Annotated in this window: 21 protein-coding genes; 11 read left to right on the top strand and 10 right to left on the bottom strand. The window is 68.1% G+C overall.

Annotated elements, in window-relative coordinates; genetic code table 11:
- Positions 1–140: 140 nt before the first annotated feature.
- Genes MHN84_RS19165 through MHN84_RS19155 form a run of 3 tightly spaced genes read left to right on the top strand, consistent with a single transcriptional unit; the run spans position 141 to position 1,570 of the window.
- Complete coding sequence (locus tag MHN84_RS19165; protein WP_241206088.1) at positions 141–629, top strand: hypothetical protein; 489 nt, start codon at positions 141–143, stop codon at positions 627–629.
- A 42-nt stretch (positions 630–671) separates the two neighbouring features.
- A complete protein-coding gene (locus tag MHN84_RS19160) occupies positions 672–1,271 on the top strand; it encodes a hypothetical protein (protein ID WP_241206087.1) in 600 nt (199 codons plus the stop codon).
- A 2-nt stretch (positions 1,272–1,273) separates the two neighbouring features.
- Positions 1,274–1,570, top strand: coding sequence for a DUF503 domain-containing protein (locus MHN84_RS19155; protein ID WP_241206176.1), 297 nt, complete (start codon positions 1,274–1,276; stop codon positions 1,568–1,570).
- Positions 1,571–1,573: 3 nt separating this feature from the next.
- Here the strand turns inward: MHN84_RS19155 and MHN84_RS19150 are convergent, their stop codons facing one another.
- A complete protein-coding gene (locus tag MHN84_RS19150; RefSeq protein ID WP_241206086.1) occupies positions 1,574–2,404 on the bottom strand; it encodes a tRNA (adenine-N1)-methyltransferase in 831 nt (276 codons plus the stop codon).
- Positions 2,405–2,512: 108 nt separating this feature from the next.
- Here MHN84_RS19150 and MHN84_RS19145 point away from each other — a divergent pair, with 108 nt between their 5' ends.
- Genes MHN84_RS19145 through MHN84_RS19135 form a run of 3 tightly spaced genes read left to right on the top strand, consistent with a single transcriptional unit; the run spans position 2,513 to position 4,634 of the window.
- Complete coding sequence (locus tag MHN84_RS19145; protein WP_255730646.1) at positions 2,513–3,367, top strand: RecB family exonuclease; 855 nt, start codon at positions 2,513–2,515, stop codon at positions 3,365–3,367.
- Positions 3,364–4,161, top strand: coding sequence for a thioesterase family protein (locus tag MHN84_RS19140; RefSeq protein ID WP_241206084.1), 798 nt, complete (start codon positions 3,364–3,366; stop codon positions 4,159–4,161). Before MHN84_RS19145 ends, MHN84_RS19140 begins: the two co-directional genes overlap by 4 nt.
- Positions 4,162–4,208: 47 nt before the next feature.
- A complete protein-coding gene (locus tag MHN84_RS19135; RefSeq protein ID WP_241206083.1) occupies positions 4,209–4,634 on the top strand; it encodes a pyridoxamine 5'-phosphate oxidase family protein in 426 nt (141 codons plus the stop codon).
- A 9-nt stretch (positions 4,635–4,643) separates the two neighbouring features.
- On the opposite strand, the gene MHN84_RS19130 is transcribed toward MHN84_RS19135, so the two are convergent.
- The 6 genes from MHN84_RS19130 to MHN84_RS19105 all read right to left on the bottom strand — a co-directional run bounded on the left by MHN84_RS19130 (position 4,644) and on the right by MHN84_RS19105 (position 9,386).
- Positions 4,644–5,591 (bottom strand): R2-like ligand-binding oxidase, encoded by a 948-nt coding sequence (locus MHN84_RS19130; protein WP_241206082.1) that lies wholly within the window; start codon positions 5,589–5,591, stop codon positions 4,644–4,646.
- On the bottom strand, positions 5,575–6,294 hold the full coding sequence (locus tag MHN84_RS19125) for a TetR/AcrR family transcriptional regulator (protein WP_241206081.1): 720 nt from the start codon (positions 6,292–6,294) through the stop codon (positions 5,575–5,577). Before MHN84_RS19125 ends, MHN84_RS19130 begins: the two co-directional genes overlap by 17 nt.
- 67 nt (positions 6,295–6,361) lie before the next feature.
- A complete protein-coding gene (locus tag MHN84_RS19120; RefSeq protein WP_241206080.1) occupies positions 6,362–7,732 on the bottom strand; it encodes an FAD-containing oxidoreductase in 1,371 nt (456 codons plus the stop codon).
- Between the two features lie 4 nt (positions 7,733–7,736).
- Positions 7,737–8,219, bottom strand: coding sequence for a DUF4126 family protein (locus MHN84_RS19115; protein WP_241206079.1), 483 nt, complete (start codon positions 8,217–8,219; stop codon positions 7,737–7,739).
- Between the two features lie 38 nt (positions 8,220–8,257).
- Positions 8,258–9,103, bottom strand: a complete 846-nt coding sequence (hisG, locus tag MHN84_RS19110; protein WP_241206078.1) for an ATP phosphoribosyltransferase — start codon at positions 9,101–9,103, stop codon at positions 8,258–8,260.
- 1 nt (position 9,104) lies between these two features.
- Entirely contained in the window at positions 9,105–9,386 is a 282-nt protein-coding gene (locus MHN84_RS19105) for a phosphoribosyl-ATP diphosphatase (RefSeq protein ID WP_241206077.1), read from the bottom strand.
- A 53-nt stretch (positions 9,387–9,439) separates the two neighbouring features.
- Here MHN84_RS19105 and MHN84_RS19100 point away from each other — a divergent pair, with 53 nt between their 5' ends.
- The 3 genes from MHN84_RS19100 to MHN84_RS19090 are packed head-to-tail and all read left to right on the top strand — an operon-like array spanning position 9,440 to position 11,213.
- Complete coding sequence (locus MHN84_RS19100) at positions 9,440–9,724, top strand: hypothetical protein (RefSeq protein ID WP_241206076.1); 285 nt, start codon at positions 9,440–9,442, stop codon at positions 9,722–9,724.
- Entirely contained in the window at positions 9,721–10,779 is a 1,059-nt protein-coding gene (locus tag MHN84_RS19095) for a hypothetical protein (protein ID WP_241206075.1), read from the top strand. Before MHN84_RS19100 ends, MHN84_RS19095 begins: the two co-directional genes overlap by 4 nt.
- Positions 10,776–11,213: a hypothetical protein gene (locus MHN84_RS19090; protein WP_241206074.1), complete on the top strand. Its 438-nt coding sequence runs from the start codon at positions 10,776–10,778 to the stop codon at positions 11,211–11,213. Before MHN84_RS19095 ends, MHN84_RS19090 begins: the two co-directional genes overlap by 4 nt.
- Here MHN84_RS19090 and MHN84_RS19085 read toward each other — a convergent pair.
- The 3 genes from MHN84_RS19085 to MHN84_RS29725 form a co-directional block, all read right to left on the bottom strand.
- Entirely contained in the window at positions 11,210–12,682 is a 1,473-nt protein-coding gene (locus tag MHN84_RS19085) for a sugar porter family MFS transporter (RefSeq protein WP_241206073.1), read from the bottom strand. The two genes, MHN84_RS19090 and MHN84_RS19085, sit on opposite strands and share 4 nt — an antisense overlap.
- An 89-nt stretch (positions 12,683–12,771) precedes the next feature.
- Positions 12,772–13,449 carry an HAD family phosphatase gene (locus MHN84_RS19080; protein ID WP_241206072.1) on the bottom strand — a complete coding sequence of 226 codons (678 nt, stop codon included), beginning with the start codon at positions 13,447–13,449 and terminating at the stop codon, positions 12,772–12,774.
- Between the two features lie 12 nt (positions 13,450–13,461).
- Positions 13,462–13,587 (bottom strand): hypothetical protein, encoded by a 126-nt coding sequence (locus MHN84_RS29725; protein ID WP_255730634.1) that lies wholly within the window; start codon positions 13,585–13,587, stop codon positions 13,462–13,464.
- 36 nt (positions 13,588–13,623) lie between these two features.
- Here MHN84_RS29725 and MHN84_RS19075 point away from each other — a divergent pair, with 36 nt between their 5' ends.
- Positions 13,624–14,799, top strand: a complete 1,176-nt coding sequence (locus MHN84_RS19075) for an NAD(P)/FAD-dependent oxidoreductase (protein WP_241206071.1) — start codon at positions 13,624–13,626, stop codon at positions 14,797–14,799.
- Entirely contained in the window at positions 14,796–16,244 is a 1,449-nt protein-coding gene (locus MHN84_RS19070; RefSeq protein ID WP_241206070.1) for an ATP-binding protein, read from the top strand. Before MHN84_RS19075 ends, MHN84_RS19070 begins: the two co-directional genes overlap by 4 nt.
- The last annotated feature ends 29 nt before the right edge of the window (positions 16,245–16,273 follow it).

The raw sequence follows: 16,273 nt of genomic DNA, 5'->3' as shown, positions 1-16,273 counted from the left end.
TCCTTCCCCACACCGGGAGTTGGTGCGGTAACAACTTCAACGCTACCGGCGATTCAGCCATTGTGTGTGCTCTAGGAATTCGACACACCAGCAACACTGTTAGCCTCTTTACATCAGTTTGTCCGAACGGAAGGACCGTCGTGACCCTCAAATCCCTCTTTACCAGCGTGACCGCTGGGACCGCAGCAGCCGCACTCGCGGGCGCGGCGGCCGTGGGTGTGACCTCGATTGCAGTCGGCGCCGGTGTGGCGGCGGCCGACCCGATCGTGGTCAATGCGCCGCAGGCGCCGGCGCCCGAACTCGCCGGTCCGCTGCAGCAGACCGTCAACGTCCTCGGCTCGGGTGGGTCGTTCGCCGGCAAGCAGGCTTACGTGCAGGACCTGGGCCGCATCGGTGGAATCGGCGTCTCCGCGAAGTACAACAGCGCGGTGCAGAAGGGCTACCTGCCGCTGACCGCGACCGTCGCCGACGTCGACGTCAACGGCAATGTCGCGACGGCCAACGTCACCGCGACGCTGCCGACCGGTGAGAGCCGGACGATGCCCCTGAGCTTCGTGCAGGGCCCCAGCCCGACCGGCTGGCAGCTCTCGCAGTCGTCGCTGTTCACCCTCGCCGGAATGCTCGGCTGATCGAGGCCCGAATCTCGAGCCGACGGTGATCCTTACCGATCGATGACGCCGGTGCGTCTCCCTCTTCACCGCGGCGCCGCCACGATTGTGGCGGCGTTCGCGTTGGGTGGGTGCGCGCCGGCGCCGTCGCCTCCGGCGGCGACGACCGTCGAGACGTCGCCCACCCCGTCGGCGGGCATCCCGGCTCCCGCGCCGCCCGCACCGGGCGGGCCACCGCTGCCGCAGCCCTCTGCACTGACCGACGTCCTGGCCCGGTTGTCCGATCCCGCCGTGCCGGGTGAGCAGAAGATTTCGCTGATCGAAAACGGCACCCCGAGCGAGGCCGCCGGCCTGGATCGGTTCGCGGCCGCGCTGCGCGACAACGGCGCGCTGCCGCTGGCGTTCGAGGCGCGTGACCTCGGCTGGACCCAGAACGGTTCCGGCGATGTCGTCGCGACCGTGACGATCACACTGGCCAACCCGCCGGGCTCGCAGTTCACCTATCCCATGCAGTTCGCGCCCCAGGCAGGCTCGTGGCAGCTGACCCGCCAGACCGCCGACCAGCTCCTGGCACTCGATGCACCCGCGACGACCGCTGCTCCCCCGCCGCCACCACCACCGTCTCCCGCGCCACCACTGGCACCGCCGTCGCCGCCGCGGTGAGCATGTGGATCGGCTGGTTGGAGTTCGACCTCCTCCTCGGTGACGTGCATTCGCTCAAGCAGAAGCGCTCGGTGGTGCGGCCCCTGATCGCCGAGTTGGCCCGCCGGTTCGCGGTGTCGGCCGCCGAGACAGGGTCGCAGGATCTGCACCGACGAGCCGGCGTCGGAGTCGCCGTCGTGTCCGGCGACCGCGCCCACGTGGTGGCGGTGCTCGACGCCGCGGAACGTCTGGTGGCGGCGCGTCCGGAGGTCGAGCTGCTCTCGACCCGGCGGAGCATGCGGCGCAGTGACGACGACTGAGCGCTAAACGGTCGGACGCTTCTTGCGCAGCGGAACGGGCGCGATCGCGCCGGGTGCGAGCTTGCGCGCGCTGATCAGGAACGCGGTGTGGCCGCGCATCGTGTGCTCGGGCCGGACGGCCAGACCCACGACGTGCCAGCCGCGCTGCATGCTCTCCCAGGCGCGCGGTTCGGTCCAGCACTGCTGTTCGCGCAGCGCCTCGACCGTTTTGGACAGCTGCGTGACGGTGGCGACGTAGATCATCAGCACCCCACCCGCGACGAGCACCTCGGCGACGCGGCCGAGCACCTCCCACGGCGCGAGCATGTCCAGCACCACCCGGTCGACCTCAGGCCCGGGGTAGTCGACCAGGTCGGCGGTGACCAACTCCCAATTGTCCGGCGGCGCACCGAAGAACGTCGTCACGTTGCGCAGCGCGTGCTCGGCGTGATCCTCCCGCAGCTCGTAGGAGGTCACCCGGCCCTCGGGGCCGACCGCGCGCAGCAGCGAACACGTCAGCGCGCCGGAACCCGCACCCGCCTCGAGCACCCGCGCGCCGGGAAAGATGTCGCCCTCGTGCACGATCTGTGCCGCGTCCTTGGGGTAGACCACCTGGGCACCGCGCGGCATCGACATCACGTAGTCGACGAGCAGCGGGCGCAGCACCAGGAACTGGTCGCCGTTGGTCGATTTGATGACGCTGCCCTCGGGCAGCCCGACGACCTCGTCGAGCGAGATGATGCCGCGGTGGGTGTGGAACTCCCCGCCCGGCTTGAGCACCATCGTGTAGCGCCTGCCCTTGGCGTCGGTGAGCTGCACGCGGTCACCCACGTCGAACGGACCGGTTCTGCGCACAGCTGATCAGACTGCCAGCCCCGGCGGCACCGGCGACGGCCGGGTTACCCCGATCTGTCGGCGGCCGGTTCTAGGGTGGGCATCGTGGATGAGCAGCCTGAGCGGGAGATGCGCCGGCCCGCGTTGTCCCCGTCGCGGGCCAGCGATTTCAAGCAGTGCCCGCTGCTGTACCGCTTCCGGGCGATCGATCGTCTGCCCGAGCCGTCGTCGACCGCGCAGGTGCGCGGATCCCTGGTGCATGCCGCGCTGGAGCAGCTGTACCTGCTGCCGGCCGCCGATCGGGTCCCGGAGGCGGCGCTCGCGCTGGCGGCCCCGGCGTGGGAGCGTGTGCTCGCCGACAAACCCGCCCTGGCCGAGGACATCAGTCCCGAGATGCGCGGCGTCCTGCTCGAGGAGGCCAGGACCCTGCTGGCGGGCTACTACCGACTGGAGGACCCGACCCGGTTCGATCCGCAGGCGTGCGAACAGCGTGTCGAGGTCGAACTCGCCGACGGCACGTTGCTGCGCGGCTTCATCGACCGCATCGACGTCGCACCCACCGGTGAGATGCGGGTGGTCGACTACAAGACCGGGAAGGCGCCGCCCGCGGCGCGGGCGCTGGCCGAGTTCAAGGCGATGTTCCAGATGAAGTTCTACGCGGTGGCGCTCCTGCGTTCTCGTGGCGTCCAGCCGACCCGATTGCGGCTCATCTATCTCGCCGACAGCCAGGTGCTCGACTACAGCCCCGAACTCGACGAGCTCCTGCGGTTCGAGAAGACGTTGATGGCCATCTGGACGGCGATCCAATCCGCCGGCGCCACAGGCGATTTCCGGCCCAATCCGTCGCGACTGTGTGACTGGTGCGCCTACCAGTCACTCTGCCCGGCGTTCGGTGGCACACCGCCGCCCTATCCGGGCTGGCCGCAGGTGCCCGATGACGGCGATCCCGACGCGGTGCTGCACGCCCCCGGGGCCGCGGCGTGATCGACTGTCTGTTCCGCTCGCGTGGCGACGACGGCGGGTTCGACGTGTTCGACTCCACCGACGGCACCCGCAGCAACTGGGACCCGCAGATCCAGCACGGCTCGCCACCGCTGGCGCTGCTGACCAGGGCCGTGGAGCGCCTCGCCGACGGCACCGGCATGCGGATCGGTCGGTTGAGCTTGGACATCCTCGGCGCGATCCCGGTGGCGCCGGTGAAGGTGAGAGCCTGGGTGGACCGCCCGGGTGCCCGGATCGCACTGATGGTCGCCGAGATGGTGGTCGATCGCCCCGACGGCACCACCCGCACGGTCGCGCGATTGACCGCCTGGCTGCTGGCGACCAGTGACACCGCCGACGCCGCGGTCGACCGCTATCCGCCGATCGTCGAGGGCGAGACGGCCGGCGCGACGCACGCATGGGAAGGCGCCACCGGATATCTGGAGACGGTGAGCTGGCGCAGGCAGCGCACCGCGCCCGACGCCGCATTCGAGGCGTGGCTGACTCCGCTTGTGCCGCTCGTGGATTCAGAGCTGACCACCCCGCTGCAACGGCTCGCGATGGTGGTCGACTCGGCGAACGGCACGGGTGCGGTGCTCGATCCCGCGCAGTTCGTGTTCATGAACACCGACACCGTCGTGCACCTGCATCGGCTGCCCGCGGGCCACGATTTCGGGCTGCGCGCGCGGGCGTCGATCGGCCCCGACGGCATCGGCGTGACCACCGCCGAGATCTTCGACCGCACCGGATTCGTCGGGACCTGCGCGCAGACGCTGTTCGTGCAACGCCGGCCGTGAGGCGCCCGCGGGAATAACAGTGATTTGCGGCACTGTTGGGGCTGACCATGAAGGCTTTCTCGGACGAAGAGCGGCAGCAGTTTCTCACCGATCTGCACGTGGGCGTGCTGTCGGTGGCGACGTCGGACGGCCGACCACCGACGAGCGTCCCGATCTGGTACGACTACGTCGACGGTCTGATCCGTATCAACACCGGATCGTCGTCGCGCAAAGCGCGCCTCATCCGCGAGGCCGGCGCCCTCACGCTCGTGGTCCAGCGTGAGGAGCCGCCTTACCAGTACGTGACCGTCGAGGGCACCGTCGCCGACACCCTCGAGCCGGCACCGCGGGACATCGCGGAGGCCATCGCGATCCGCTACCTCGGCGAGGAGGGCGGAAAGGCCTTCGTCGCCTCGATGGAGGACAGCCCGAGCCTGGTGTTCCTGGTGCGCCCGGACCGGTGGATCACCGCGGACTTCTCCGACGAACTCTAGGCAGACCGTCTAGGCAGAGGTCGCCAGCGCCTTGGCGTCCTCGTCGGCGAAGGTGTCCTCGAGCTGCAGCGGCGAGTAGTCGAGGTCGATTTCGCCCAGCGGGCGGCCGCGCGCGCTGCTGATCGTGCCGAAGCGGCGCATCCCCTTGTCGGCGGCGTAGGCCTGGAACTCGTCCTTCTGCAGGCCGAACGGGATCTCGTCGTAGAGGTCGTAGGCGTCGTCGGTGTTCTTCAGCGCCAGCGGGATGAGTTCGTTCATCCGGCTCTCGAAGACCGCCCAGTTGCTGTCGTCGGCCGCGACGTGCCGCCGGCAGGTGAACGTACCCCATGCCATGTGCCGTCGCTCGTCGTCACCGATCCTGCGCACGAGTTCCTGCATCCCGGGCAGGATGTTGTTGTCGACGCAAATGCGGTGCCACGCATAGTATCCCGTCAGCGCCATCATGCCCTCGATGACGTGGTTGTAGGTCACCGACGCACGCACCTGAGCGGCCGGCGACGGGTCGGTGACCAATGCGTCCAGCGAGGCGGGCAGTTCCTCGTAGAAGATGGTCCGGTAGGTCGGCAGGTCGTCGAGGAAGACCTGCATGTCGTCGGTGACCCCGACCGCGTCGAGCCAGAGCCGGAACACCTGTGTGTGCTTGGCCTCCTCGAAAGCGAACTGGGTCAGATACATCTCGTCGCCGAGGCGGCCCTCCGCACGCATCGCGGCCATGAACGGCTGGATGTCCTGGGTGACCGCTTCCTCGCCGGCGATGAACTGGGCGCACAGCCGGGTGGCCCATTCGCGCTCCAGGTCGGTCAGTGCCTCCCAGTCCGCGCGGTCGCGGGAGAAGTCGATGTCGGCGGGATTCCAGAATTTCGCGTTGCCGCCGGCAAAGAGCTTGAGCGGCAGGCTGTCCCAGTTGAGGCCGCCCGCGGCCAGCGAATCCGAACGGGTCCTAGGTGTATGGGCCATGTGCGTGTTCTCCTTCGTGCGTTGCGATGGGCTGAGGTTCGGTGGTGGATGCGAAAGCGGTGCTGGATCCAAAAGCGGTGGCGAGCACCGCGACGTAGCGGCGCACGACCAGGGCCGGCTGGTCCGGTGAGAGTTCGTCGAGACCGAGGAGCGGATCCATGCCGCGCACATAGGGGGCGAGCGCCAGATGGGGCAGCAGCATGAGCAGCAGCGACAGCAGCGCGTCGACGTCAGCGTCGGGACGCAGGTCCCCGCGTTGCCGCGCGTCCTGCACGAGCGGGCGCAGCACCTCCAGGTAGTGGCGGTGCACGACCGCGCGGATGCTGACCCGGGCATCGGTGTCGACCTCGAAGCTGGCCGCCGCGTGCAGTGCCCGCTCGCGGGGGTGCTCGGCGAAGTAGGCCACCCACACGTCGAGCAGGTCGGTGAGGAAGGTGAAAAACGGCCGCGTCGGGTCCAGTTCCCGAATCTGGTCTTCCATGTACGTCCGCACGCGTTGGCTGCCGACGTCGGTGATGTAGGCGTACAGATCCCGCTTGTCGGCGAAGTACTGGAAGAGGCTGCCCTTGGCCACGCCCGCGCGGCGTGCGATGACGTTGAGGCTGCCGCCGGAGAAACCGTGCGCGGCGAACTCGGATTCGGCCGCGGCCACCACCGCGGCGCGGCGTTCACCGCCGAGACGGGACCAGGTGACCGTGGGCATCGCGCCTCCCAGGCTTGATATGACCACTGGTCATATTACTGTGACTCAAGCCACAGTCAAGGGGCGCTCACTCCAAGGGGTGCAGATCCTGCAGCAGCGTGGGCACCAGCTCGCTGACCGTCGGGTGGATGTGCATGGTGCGCGAGATCGCGGTGTAGGGCAGCTTCGCGGTCATCACGTCGAGGATGTCCTGGATCACCTCGTCGCCGCCGACGCCGAGGATCGCCGCGCCGAGGATCTGCTCGGTCTCCGCGTCGACGACCACCTTCATGAAACCCTGCGTCTCGCCCTTCTCGACGGCACGCCCCACCCGCGTCATGGGGCGCTTGCCGACCAGCGCCTCACGCCCCGAACGGCGCACCTCGTCGACGGTCATGCCGGCGCGGCCCAGCGGCGGATCGATGTAGAGGGCGTAGGTCGTGACGCGGTCGCTGACGCGGCGCGGGTCGTCGTCGAGGAGGTTGGCGGCGACGATCTCGAAGTCGTTGTACGACGTGTGCGTGAAGGCGCCGCGGCCGTTGCAGTCCCCCATCGCCCAGATGTGGGCGACATTGGTACGTAGTTGATCGTCGACGGTGATGTAGCCACGCTTGTCGGTCTCGACACCGGCCGCCTCCAACCCGAGATCGTCGGTGTTGGGCCGCCGCCCCACCGCGACGAGCAGGTGCGATCCGGCGATCGGATCGGCGCCGGAGCGTGGAGTGACGGTGAACCCGTTCTCCCGCTTGGCAAATGAGATGCCGTCGGCGCCGGTGACCACCCTGATGCCCTCGCCTTCGAGGATCTCCTGGATGGCCGCGGAGACGTCCTCGTCCTCTCGGGACGTCAGCCGCGGCCCCTTCTCGATGACGGTCACCTCGGCGCCGAAGCGCCGGTACATCTGAGCGAATTCCAGCGCGATGTAGCTGCCGCCGATGACCACCAGGTGCTCGGGCACCACGTCGAGGTCGAGGATGCCGACGTTGGTGAGGTAGTCGATGTCGGCGAGTCCCGGCATGTCCGGCGCGACCGCACGGCCGCCAACGTTGAGGAAGATGCGGTCGGCTTCCAGCACCTGGTCGCCGACGCGCAATGTGTGCGAATCCTCGAAGCGCGCGTGCCCCCGGATCAAGGTGGCGTTCTCCATACCGTCGAGCCAGGACTCGAGGCCTTCCCGGTCGCCGATGCTGATCCGGTCCTTGCGGGCCTTGACCGCGGCCATGTCGACGGTCACGTCCCCGGTTCCGATCCCGAAATCGGCACTGCGCCGGGCGATGTGGGCCGCGTGTGCGCTGGCGAGGAGTGTCTTGGTCGGAATGCAGCCGGTGTTGACGCAGGTGCCGCCGACGAGCTTGCGTTCGACCACCGCGACTTTCTGGCCCGCTGCGGTGAGTCGGCCCGCCAGCGGCGGACCCGCCTGCCCCGCGCCGACGATGACCGCGTCGAATTTCTGCGCCATGGCGCTACACCAGGCTCACGAGGAAGACGACGAGCACTCCGCCGGCGACGGCGATCGCGTCCTCACCGAACGCGCCGGGACGGTCATTGCCGCCGCGGGCCGCGGCGACCCGGCTGCGCAGCTCCGCGCCGGCCAGGGTGCCGAGGACGGCGCCGATCATGCCGGCCCCCGTCCCGATGAAGGTGTGGAAAGAGGCGCTGCCGATGACCGCACCGGCGAACCCGCCGGTGAGCAGACGAGCGATGAACTGGGGCGGCACTTTTCGGCTCGGCGTCTTGGGCAGCTGGTCGGTGACCAGTTCGACCACCAGCAGGATCGTCAACAGCGTCACGGTGAGCGGGAGGGCCATCCAGTCCGACCACTTGCCGTCGACGTCTATCCAGCCGAGCATGGCGCCCCAGGCGACGACGGCCGGGGCCGTCATGGCGCGTAAGCCCGCGATCACCCCGATCAGCAGCGCGAACACCAGAACAAGGACCTGCGTCATCTCCGACCTCCGTGGTTGGACACCGCGACGCTAACACGCTAGAAGCGACAGAACCGGATGTCCGATGCCAGGATGGCCTTGGCGCCGATGGCGGCGAGTTCGTCCATGATCGCGTTGACGTCCCGGCGCGGCACCAGGGCCCGCACCGCCACCCAGGCGGGATCGGCCAGCGGTGCGATGGTGGGCGATTCCAGGCCCGGCGTCACCTCGGTGGCACGCTCGAGAACGGAACGGGGACAGTCGTAGTCGAGCATCAGGTACTGCTGGCCGAACACCACGCCCTGCACCCGCGCCGCCAACTGGTCCCGCGCCGGATTCGGCGCGGAGTCGTCGCGCTCGATGAGGATCGCCTCCGAATCGCAGAGGGATTCGCCGAACGCGACCAGATTGTGCAGCCCGAGGGTGCGTCCTGATCCGACGATGTCGGCGATGACATCGGCCACCCCGAGCTGGATCGAGATCTCGACGGCTCCGTCGAGTCGGATCACGGTGGCTTCGATGCCCTTGTCGGCCAGATCTTTTCGGACCAGATTGGGGTAGGCCGTCGCGATGCGTTTACCCACCAGGTCGGACACCGCCCAGTCGCGGCCGGCGGGAGCGGCGTAGCGGAACGTGGAGGCGCCGAAGCCGAGCGCGAGCCGCTCGCGGACCGGGGCGTCGGCGTCGGCGGCCAGGTCACGGCCGGTGATGCCGAGGTCGAGCTGCCCGGAACCCACGTAGATCGCGATGTCCTTGGGCCGCAGGAAGAAGAACTCGACGTTGTTGGCCGGGTCGACGACGGTGAGATCCTTGGGATCGGTGCGGCGGCGGTAGCCGGCTTCGGAGAGTATCTCCGACGCCGACTCGCTCAGCGCACCTTTGTTGGGAACGGCGACGCGCAGCATGTCACAGCTTCCCGTACACGTCGTCGAGGGTGAGACCACGCGAGAGCATCAGCACCTGCGTCCAGTAGAGGAGCTGGCTGATCTCCTCGGCCAACGCGTCGTCGCTCTCGTGCTCGGCGGCCAGCCACACCTCGCCGGCTTCCTCGAGGATCTTCTTACCGATGCCGTGCACCCCGGAGTCCAGCGCGGCGACGGTGCCGCTGCCTGCGGGCCGCGTACGGGCCCGCTCGCTGAGCTCGGCGAACAGGGCGTCGAAGGTCTTCACGTTGGGCGATTCTGTCACGTCCGGCGGAAAACGCTGCGATAGGCCGGCCCAAGTGGTGCGACAATCGTTCGGTGGCTGGATCCGTGAGCTGCGATCCGGATGGACTGCGGGCGTTCGCGGCGCTGTGCGGCGAGCACGCCAACGATGTCGCTGTGCCCCGCTGCCCGACTCAGCCGACGTTGTCGAGGCAGGCCACGTCAATCGCGGTAGCGCAGCTTCATAACGCGACCGAGCGTGTCGCGGGGAACCTCGCTGAACGGATCGAGTCGACGGCAAGTGCCGCAGCAGAGGCGGCGAGAATGTACTTCCAATCCGACACCGGCTCCGGCAAACAGATCGACGCACATCTGTCGTGATACCCGGCGACCCTTTGCCTACTCGGCTGCCCACGCTGACACGATCCGATATTGAATCCTGGGACGTCGACCATCTCAGCGCCGCCGCATCCGCCTGGAGATCGACAGCGCAGAGCTGGCAGGACGGCTTCACAGCGGTCAACTCAGCGATCCTCCGCCCCGGCGGAACCGAATGGGTCGGATCGGCCGCCGACGCCGCGTCGCTACGCACCGACCGCGATCGTGTGCAGGTCGCGGGTTTTGCCGACCGACTCATCACTGCGGCAGCGGTTGCCATTCGCGAGGCCGACGACTTGCTGGCGGCAAAGCGGCAGGCGATGACATCGATCGGCAACGCCACCTCCGCCGGATTTCACGTCTCGGAGGACCTGTCGGTTCGCGATACCTTGACGACGGCCTCCAAGCCGCAGCGGCTGATTCGCGACCTACAGGCACAGGTCTTCGCCGCGGAACTCAAGGCGGGATCTATGCACCTCGCCGCCACTGATCAGAAGGTCGCGTCGAAACTGAACACGTTCGCGGCAGGCTTCGGCCAACTTCCCTTTCCGCAAGGTCCCACGAAAGAACCTGCGCCGCCGAAAGTGCCCATGCCGCCGTATAGTCCGCGCATTTGGGGCGCATGCCCTCTGGGTGGCGGCGACCCCGACAAGGTCGTGCGAACGTTTCATCGCGCGCCGCTGGTCGATGGGGTCAGCGCGATGCCTGGTGGCGACTCAGTCCTCTACTGCGGCAACGAGAGATACGGCTTTCATCACGTTGTCAACCGGCACGGCCAGGATTGGTCAAACGTCGCGGCCGAGCGCTTCCCCGCACAGGAAACTGGCGCTACCTCGCCGACTACTCAATCGGCGCGACTCTTTCAGATCCAGAGAAAACCGTCTACAACTCGAAGAACGACACCTTCATGGTTCAACGCAACATCTACCGAATCACCGAAGACGGCGCGGTCTACTCATTCACTTGCCGCGTATTGGTATCTGGGTCGGACGGCAAGATCATCACCGCCTACCCCACATCGACTCCTATCTGAACGGACGCAGGAGGCTCTTTCGTGAACAGCTACTCGGAGCAAAGCAAGCTCATCGAGCGGATCCTTGAACCGGTGCTTCACATCTCCAGGTTGACGGCCACAAGCCCGTCGGCCTTCGAAGCGGGAGCGCCCTGGGAGCGAACCGTTTTCAGGTGGAGCTCTTCCCGGCCCGGCGAGGACCGCTCAGTCGCCGTCTACGTTGGAACAGTCAGCGACGGAGCGCAGCAAGCCGCCGACACCCGAGAGATGATCGCAAATGAGACGATGCCGGGAGACGATGCGTTCGAACTGGCGGCATCAGTCGACGGTGAGTATGTATTCGCCCTGGGCTATTTGGGCCGCGTCACCGCCATCAGCGGAGTCCGCCAGGTCGACATCTACCCGACACCGGCCACCTCGCTGTCCGCGCTCGCCGAACCAGCTCTTCAGATCGCACGAACAGTCGGACCTCAGTCCTAGCCGGCGGCGGTCTTGTCCTCCCGCAGGATCTCGCCGTGCATGTCCTCCAGCGACACGCCCTTGGTCTCCATCACCCAGCGCCACACGAACAGCCCCGACAGCACTGCGCAGAGGCCGTAGAAGCCGTAGGCCAGGCCGAGGTGCTCGCGCAGGCCGGGGAACGTCACGGTGATCAACCAGTTGGCGGCCCACTGACCGGCCGCGGCCAGGCCGAGCGCGGCGGCGCGGATGCGGTTGGGGAACATCTCGCCGAGCAGCACCCACACCACCGGGCCCCACGACATACCGAACGCGACGACGAACAGGTTGGCGGCGATCAGCGCGATGATGCCCGACGCCCCGGGCAGACTCGGGTTGCCGTCCGGACCGACGGTGGCGTTGCCGAAGATCACCGCCATCGTGATCAGCGTGACCGCCATGCCCGTCGAGCCGATCAGCAGCAGCGGCTTGCGCCCGATCTTGTCGATCAGCGCGATCGCGATCAGCGTGGTGAGCACGTTGATCACCGAGGTGATCACGGTGTAGATCGCGGACTCATCGGCGCTGAACCCGACCGCCTGCCACAGCACGTTGCTGTAGTAGAAGATCACGTTGATGCCGACGAACTGTTGGAAGATCGACAGTCCCAGGCCCACCCAGACGATGCCGTAGAGGCCGCCGGTCGGCTTCTTCATGTCCCGCCAGGACGGCTTGTCCTCCCGTTCCAGGGTCTCCTGGATGCGAGAGATCGTGATGCCGAGGTTCTTCTGCCCGAGCAGGCGCGTCAACACCCGGCGCGCCTCCGGGATCTGATGGGTCGCAACCAGATACCGCGGCGATTCGGGAATCGTGAAGGCGAGCACGCCGTACAGCACCGCAGGCACCGCCATCGCCAGGAACATCCACCGCCACGCGTCAAGGCCCAGCCAGAGCGGCTCGTTGGGACCGCCCGCGAGCCACTGCAACAGATAGTTGACCGCGAACGAGGCGAAGATGCCCGACACGATGGCCAGCTGCTGCAGCGAGCCGAGCCGTCCGCGAATGCCCGGTGGTGAGGTCTCGGCGATGTAGGCCGGCGCGATCACCGAGGCGACTCCCACGCCGATGCCGCCGACGATGCGGAACAGCACCACCGTCCACACCTCGTGCGCGAAGCCGGTACCGAAGGCGCTGATGAGAAACAGCACGGCCGCGATCTTCATCACCGCGATGCGGCCGATCTTGTCGGCGATCCGGCCCGCGGTCATCGCTCCCGCGGCCGCACCGAGCAGCGCCGAGGCCACCGCGAAGCCCAGCTCGGCGTTGCCGATACCGAAGTCCTCCTGGATGGAGTCCACCGCGCCGTTGATGACCGCGCTGTCGTACCCGAACAGCAACCCGCCGAGCGCGGCGACCGACGCGATACGTACCGCTGTTTTCCCCGAGGAGAAGTCCTCGCCCTCGGCGAAGATCTCGGGGCCTTCCCCGACTGGACCACCCTGACCGGCCATCAGACACCCTTCCGCGTCACCCGCGTGATACCCGTCACATTCAATCACTCGTGACCGGCGGTCGGGTGCATTCCCACAAGTGCGGGGGTTTATGCGCTGCGCAGCTCGCGATCGATCTCGACGAAGATCCGCCGCAGATCAGCGGCACCGAGGCCGTTCAACGAATCGGCGTGCCGGCGGCGGATCCCGCCGGGAACGGGGACGTCGTTGGGTACCACCAACACTGCGCAACCGGCCTTCTCCGCCGCCGCGGCGCCGGTCACCGAATCCTCGACCGCCAGGCACTCGGAGGGACGCAGCTCCAACAGCTCCGCTGCACGTAGGTACGGGTCGGGTTCGGGCTTTCCGCTGCGCACCTCGTCTGCGCAGACGGTCACCGAAAAGTAGTGCCGGCCAATACTGTTCAACGCACGTTCGGTCAGCGCGCGCTGAGTGTTGGTCACCAGTGCCATGGGAACGTCAGCCGCGGCAAGAGAATCGAGCATCTCGCGGGCGCCGTCGCACCACGGCAGCCCTCGATCGAAGAGCTCACCGGTGTAGCTGTGCAACCAGCGGATCGAGTCGGCCATCGCCGCCGCATCGGGCTCAAGGCCCAACTCCGCGTACACCGTGACCATCGTCTCGTGCGCCGACGCGCCGACCAGCGCAGTTCGCGTCTCGCGGCTCATCTCGCCGCCGAACGATTCGTAGAGAGCCGACAGCGAGATGTCCCAGAGCTTTTCGGAGTCGACGAGTGTGCCGTCCATGTCCCACAGCACTGCTTGCACCCCGCGATTGTGTCACGGGTGCAGGCCCACGAGCCAATCTGCGACCCGCACCGAGGCGACGATCACACCGGCCGCAGCCAACACGCGGACTACGGAGTTTCCAGGGTCCGCACCCCCGTCCCCGCGTGCCAGCCTCATGATGCCACCTCACCGGACCAGGAATCGGAGACCGAGATGACCGCCACCCGCATCGTCGTGATCGGCGGCGGTTACGCCGGCGTGCTCGCCGCGAACCGGCTCAGCCGACGAGACGACATCCACGTCACGCTGGTCAATCCGCGGCCGATGTTCGTCGAACGCATTCGCCTGCACCAGCTGGTGGCGGGAAACCATTCCGCGGTAGCCGATTTCACATCGATACTCGCGCCGTCGGTCCGGCTGGTCATCGACACGGCCGAGCGGGTCGACGCCACCGCACACCAGGTCGACCTGGCTTCGGGGGGCTCCCTGGCCTATGACTACCTCGTCTACGCCGTCGGGAGCACCGCACCCGTGCCGGCGGCGGTGTCCGGCGCCGACCGGTTCGCCTACCCGCTCGGTGAATGGGAGCCCGCCCAGCGGCTGACCGCACGGCTGGCCGGGGTGCCGCCGGAGGCCCCGATCGTCGTCGTCGGCGGCGGCCTCACCGGCATCGAAGCAGCCGGCGAACTGGCCGAGGCCGGCCGGCACGTCACCCTGGTCACCGACGTCGTCGGGCCGTCCCTGGCCCGGGGCGGACGCCGATCGGTCACCTCGCGCCTGAGGCGGCTCGGCGTCATGGTCGTCGACGACACCACGGTCGCAGCCGTCGAGAGCGACCGCGTGGTCCTGCGCGACGGCCGGCATCTTCTGAGCGCCGCGACGGTGTGGACGGCCGGGTTCGGGGTGCCGGAGCTGGCCGCTGACAGCGGGCTGCGTACCGACCGGCTCGGCCGATTGCTGACCGACGAGACACTCACCTACGTCGACGACCCCTCGATCGTCGCTGCCGGCGACGCGGCCTGCCCGTCCGGCATGCCGCTGCGTATGAGCTGCCAGCTGGCCATGCCGCTGGCCGCCGATGCCGCGGACACGCTGATCGCCCGGCTCGACGGTGCCGCGCCGCGCACCATCAACCCGGCCTCGGTCGGACAGTGCATCAGTGTGGGCCGCCGCGCCGGCACCATCCAGATGTCCCGGTTCAGCGACGTCGCAGTGCCGCTGCACCTCGGTGGTCGCCTGGCCGCGACGATCAAGGAGGCGGTGTGCGCCGGCACCGTGTCGTTCCTGGCGAAGGAGGCGCGCCGGCCGGGGAGCTACTTCTGGCCCCGAGGTGGCGGGCGCAGCCGCACGATCGCGCGCGCAGCGAGCGAGACACGGGCCCTGCGGTGAGCGACCCTGCCGCGCTCCTCGACGAGGTGCGCGACCTGTTCCTGTTCGAGCATCTGTCGGACGCACAACTCAAGATGCTCTGCCGTGGGGGGCGTATCGGCACCCTGCCGGCGGGTCCGGTGTGCGTCGAGGGCACACCCGCCACCTGTCTCTACGTGCTCCTCGACGGTGAGGTGGTGCTGTCCCGGTTCTGCGCAGGAGTGGATGTCGAGACGCACCGCAGCACCCAGCGCGGTGTGTTCTTCGGAGCGTGGTCGGCCCATCTTCCCGACGTCGACCAGTCCTACGAGGTGTCGGCGCGGCTGACGCGCCCGTCCCGGCTGCTGGTGCTCGGCGCGGAGGTGTTCGCACAGTTCATCAGCACGCAGTTCCCCATGGCCATTCACCTCGTCGCAGGCCAACGGGTCCGTCGTGATCGGGAGGAGCGGATTCTCGCGCACCGGGAACGGTTGCTCGCCCTGCGCACGTTGACCGCGGGGCTGACCCACCAACTCAACAATCCGGCGGCCGCCGTGATCCGCGCGGCCGCGAACCTGCACGACGACGTCGCCGCGATGCGGCGCGAATTCGCCCGTCTGGCGCAGACCCGTCCGAACGCGGACACAGTGGCGGCACTGACCGCCATACAGGACGACGTGGTGCACACCGCGTCCCGGCCGGACCGTCCGATCGCCACTGCGCTGGGCGTCGCGGACAGCGAGGACGCCGTCGCTGCCTGGCTCGACGACCACGGCGTCACCGACAGCTGGGACCGCGCCGCCACGTTCGTCGAGGCCGGACTCGACGTCGACTGGTTGTCCGATGTGCGGGCCCGGTTGGCGGGCGCCGACGACGGGCTCGGCCACGCGGTGGCCTGGTTGCAGTCGATCGTCGCGGTCGAACTGCGGATCCGGGAGATCACCGAGGCCGGCCGACGCATCGCCGCGCTCCTCGACGGCGCGAAGACCTACTCGCAACTCGACCGCGGCCCCTACCAGTGCATCGACGTACACGAGATGCTGCGCAACACCATGCTGATGTTCGGCGACCGTATCGCGATGGCGGGCATGGGCGCAGCCATCACCCTGGTCAAGGACTTCGATCACAGCATCCCCGAGATATGTTGCTATCCCGCTGATCTCAACCAAGTGTGGACCACCATCGTCGACAATGCCATCGATGCGATGAATGGCAGCGGAACCCTCACGGTACGCACCCGCGCCGAGGGCGCGGACAGGATTCGCGTGGAGATCAGCGACGACGGGCCGGGCATCCCGGCCGAGATCATCGGGCGGGTCTTCGACCCGTTCTTCACCACCAAACCCGTCGGTTCGGGGTCGGGGCTCGGGCTGGATCTGGCCTGGGACATCGTCGTGAACCAGCACCGCGGCCACATCGAGGTGCAGTCGGCGCCCGGAGACACCCGCGTCACCGTGTGCCTTCCGCGGTATGCCCCTGCACCCTGACACCCGCCACCACGGATTCGAATCAGAAA

Source organism: Mycobacterium sp. PSTR-4-N, from assembly GCF_022348085.1.
In the GTDB taxonomy this organism is placed as follows: Bacteria; Actinomycetota; Actinomycetes; order Mycobacteriales; family Mycobacteriaceae; genus Mycobacterium.
This window is presented reverse-complemented; position numbering and strand designations above follow the sequence as displayed.

What these genes read in the sequence shown, in the direction of transcription:
- MHN84_RS19115 (WP_241206079.1), bottom strand. Translation starts at nt 8,219, where the DNA reads ATGACGCAGGTCCTTGTTCTGGTGTTCGCGCTGCTGATCGGGGTGATC.
- MHN84_RS29725 (WP_255730634.1), bottom strand. Translation starts at nt 13,587, where the DNA reads ATGAGGCTGGCACGCGGGGACGGGGGTGCGGACCCTGGAAACTCCGTA.
- MHN84_RS19075 (WP_241206071.1), top strand. Translation starts at nt 13,624, where the DNA reads ATGACCGCCACCCGCATCGTCGTGATCGGCGGCGGTTACGCCGGCGTG.
- MHN84_RS19145 (WP_255730646.1), top strand. Translation starts at nt 2,513, where the DNA reads ATGCGCCGGCCCGCGTTGTCCCCGTCGCGGGCCAGCGATTTCAAGCAG.
- MHN84_RS19155 (WP_241206176.1), top strand. Translation starts at nt 1,274, where the DNA reads ATGTGGATCGGCTGGTTGGAGTTCGACCTCCTCCTCGGTGACGTGCAT.
- MHN84_RS19120 (WP_241206080.1), bottom strand. Translation starts at nt 7,732, where the DNA reads ATGGCGCAGAAATTCGACGCGGTCATCGTCGGCGCGGGGCAGGCGGGT.
- hisG (WP_241206078.1), bottom strand. Translation starts at nt 9,103, where the DNA reads ATGCTGCGCGTCGCCGTTCCCAACAAAGGTGCGCTGAGCGAGTCGGCG.
- MHN84_RS19135 (WP_241206083.1), top strand. Translation starts at nt 4,209, where the DNA reads ATGAAGGCTTTCTCGGACGAAGAGCGGCAGCAGTTTCTCACCGATCTG.
- MHN84_RS19125 (WP_241206081.1), bottom strand. Translation starts at nt 6,294, where the DNA reads ATGCCCACGGTCACCTGGTCCCGTCTCGGCGGTGAACGCCGCGCCGCG.
- MHN84_RS19085 (WP_241206073.1), bottom strand. Translation starts at nt 12,682, where the DNA reads ATGGCCGGTCAGGGTGGTCCAGTCGGGGAAGGCCCCGAGATCTTCGCC.
- MHN84_RS19160 (WP_241206087.1), top strand. Translation starts at nt 672, where the DNA reads ATGACGCCGGTGCGTCTCCCTCTTCACCGCGGCGCCGCCACGATTGTG.
- MHN84_RS19130 (WP_241206082.1), bottom strand. Translation starts at nt 5,591, where the DNA reads ATGGCCCATACACCTAGGACCCGTTCGGATTCGCTGGCCGCGGGCGGC.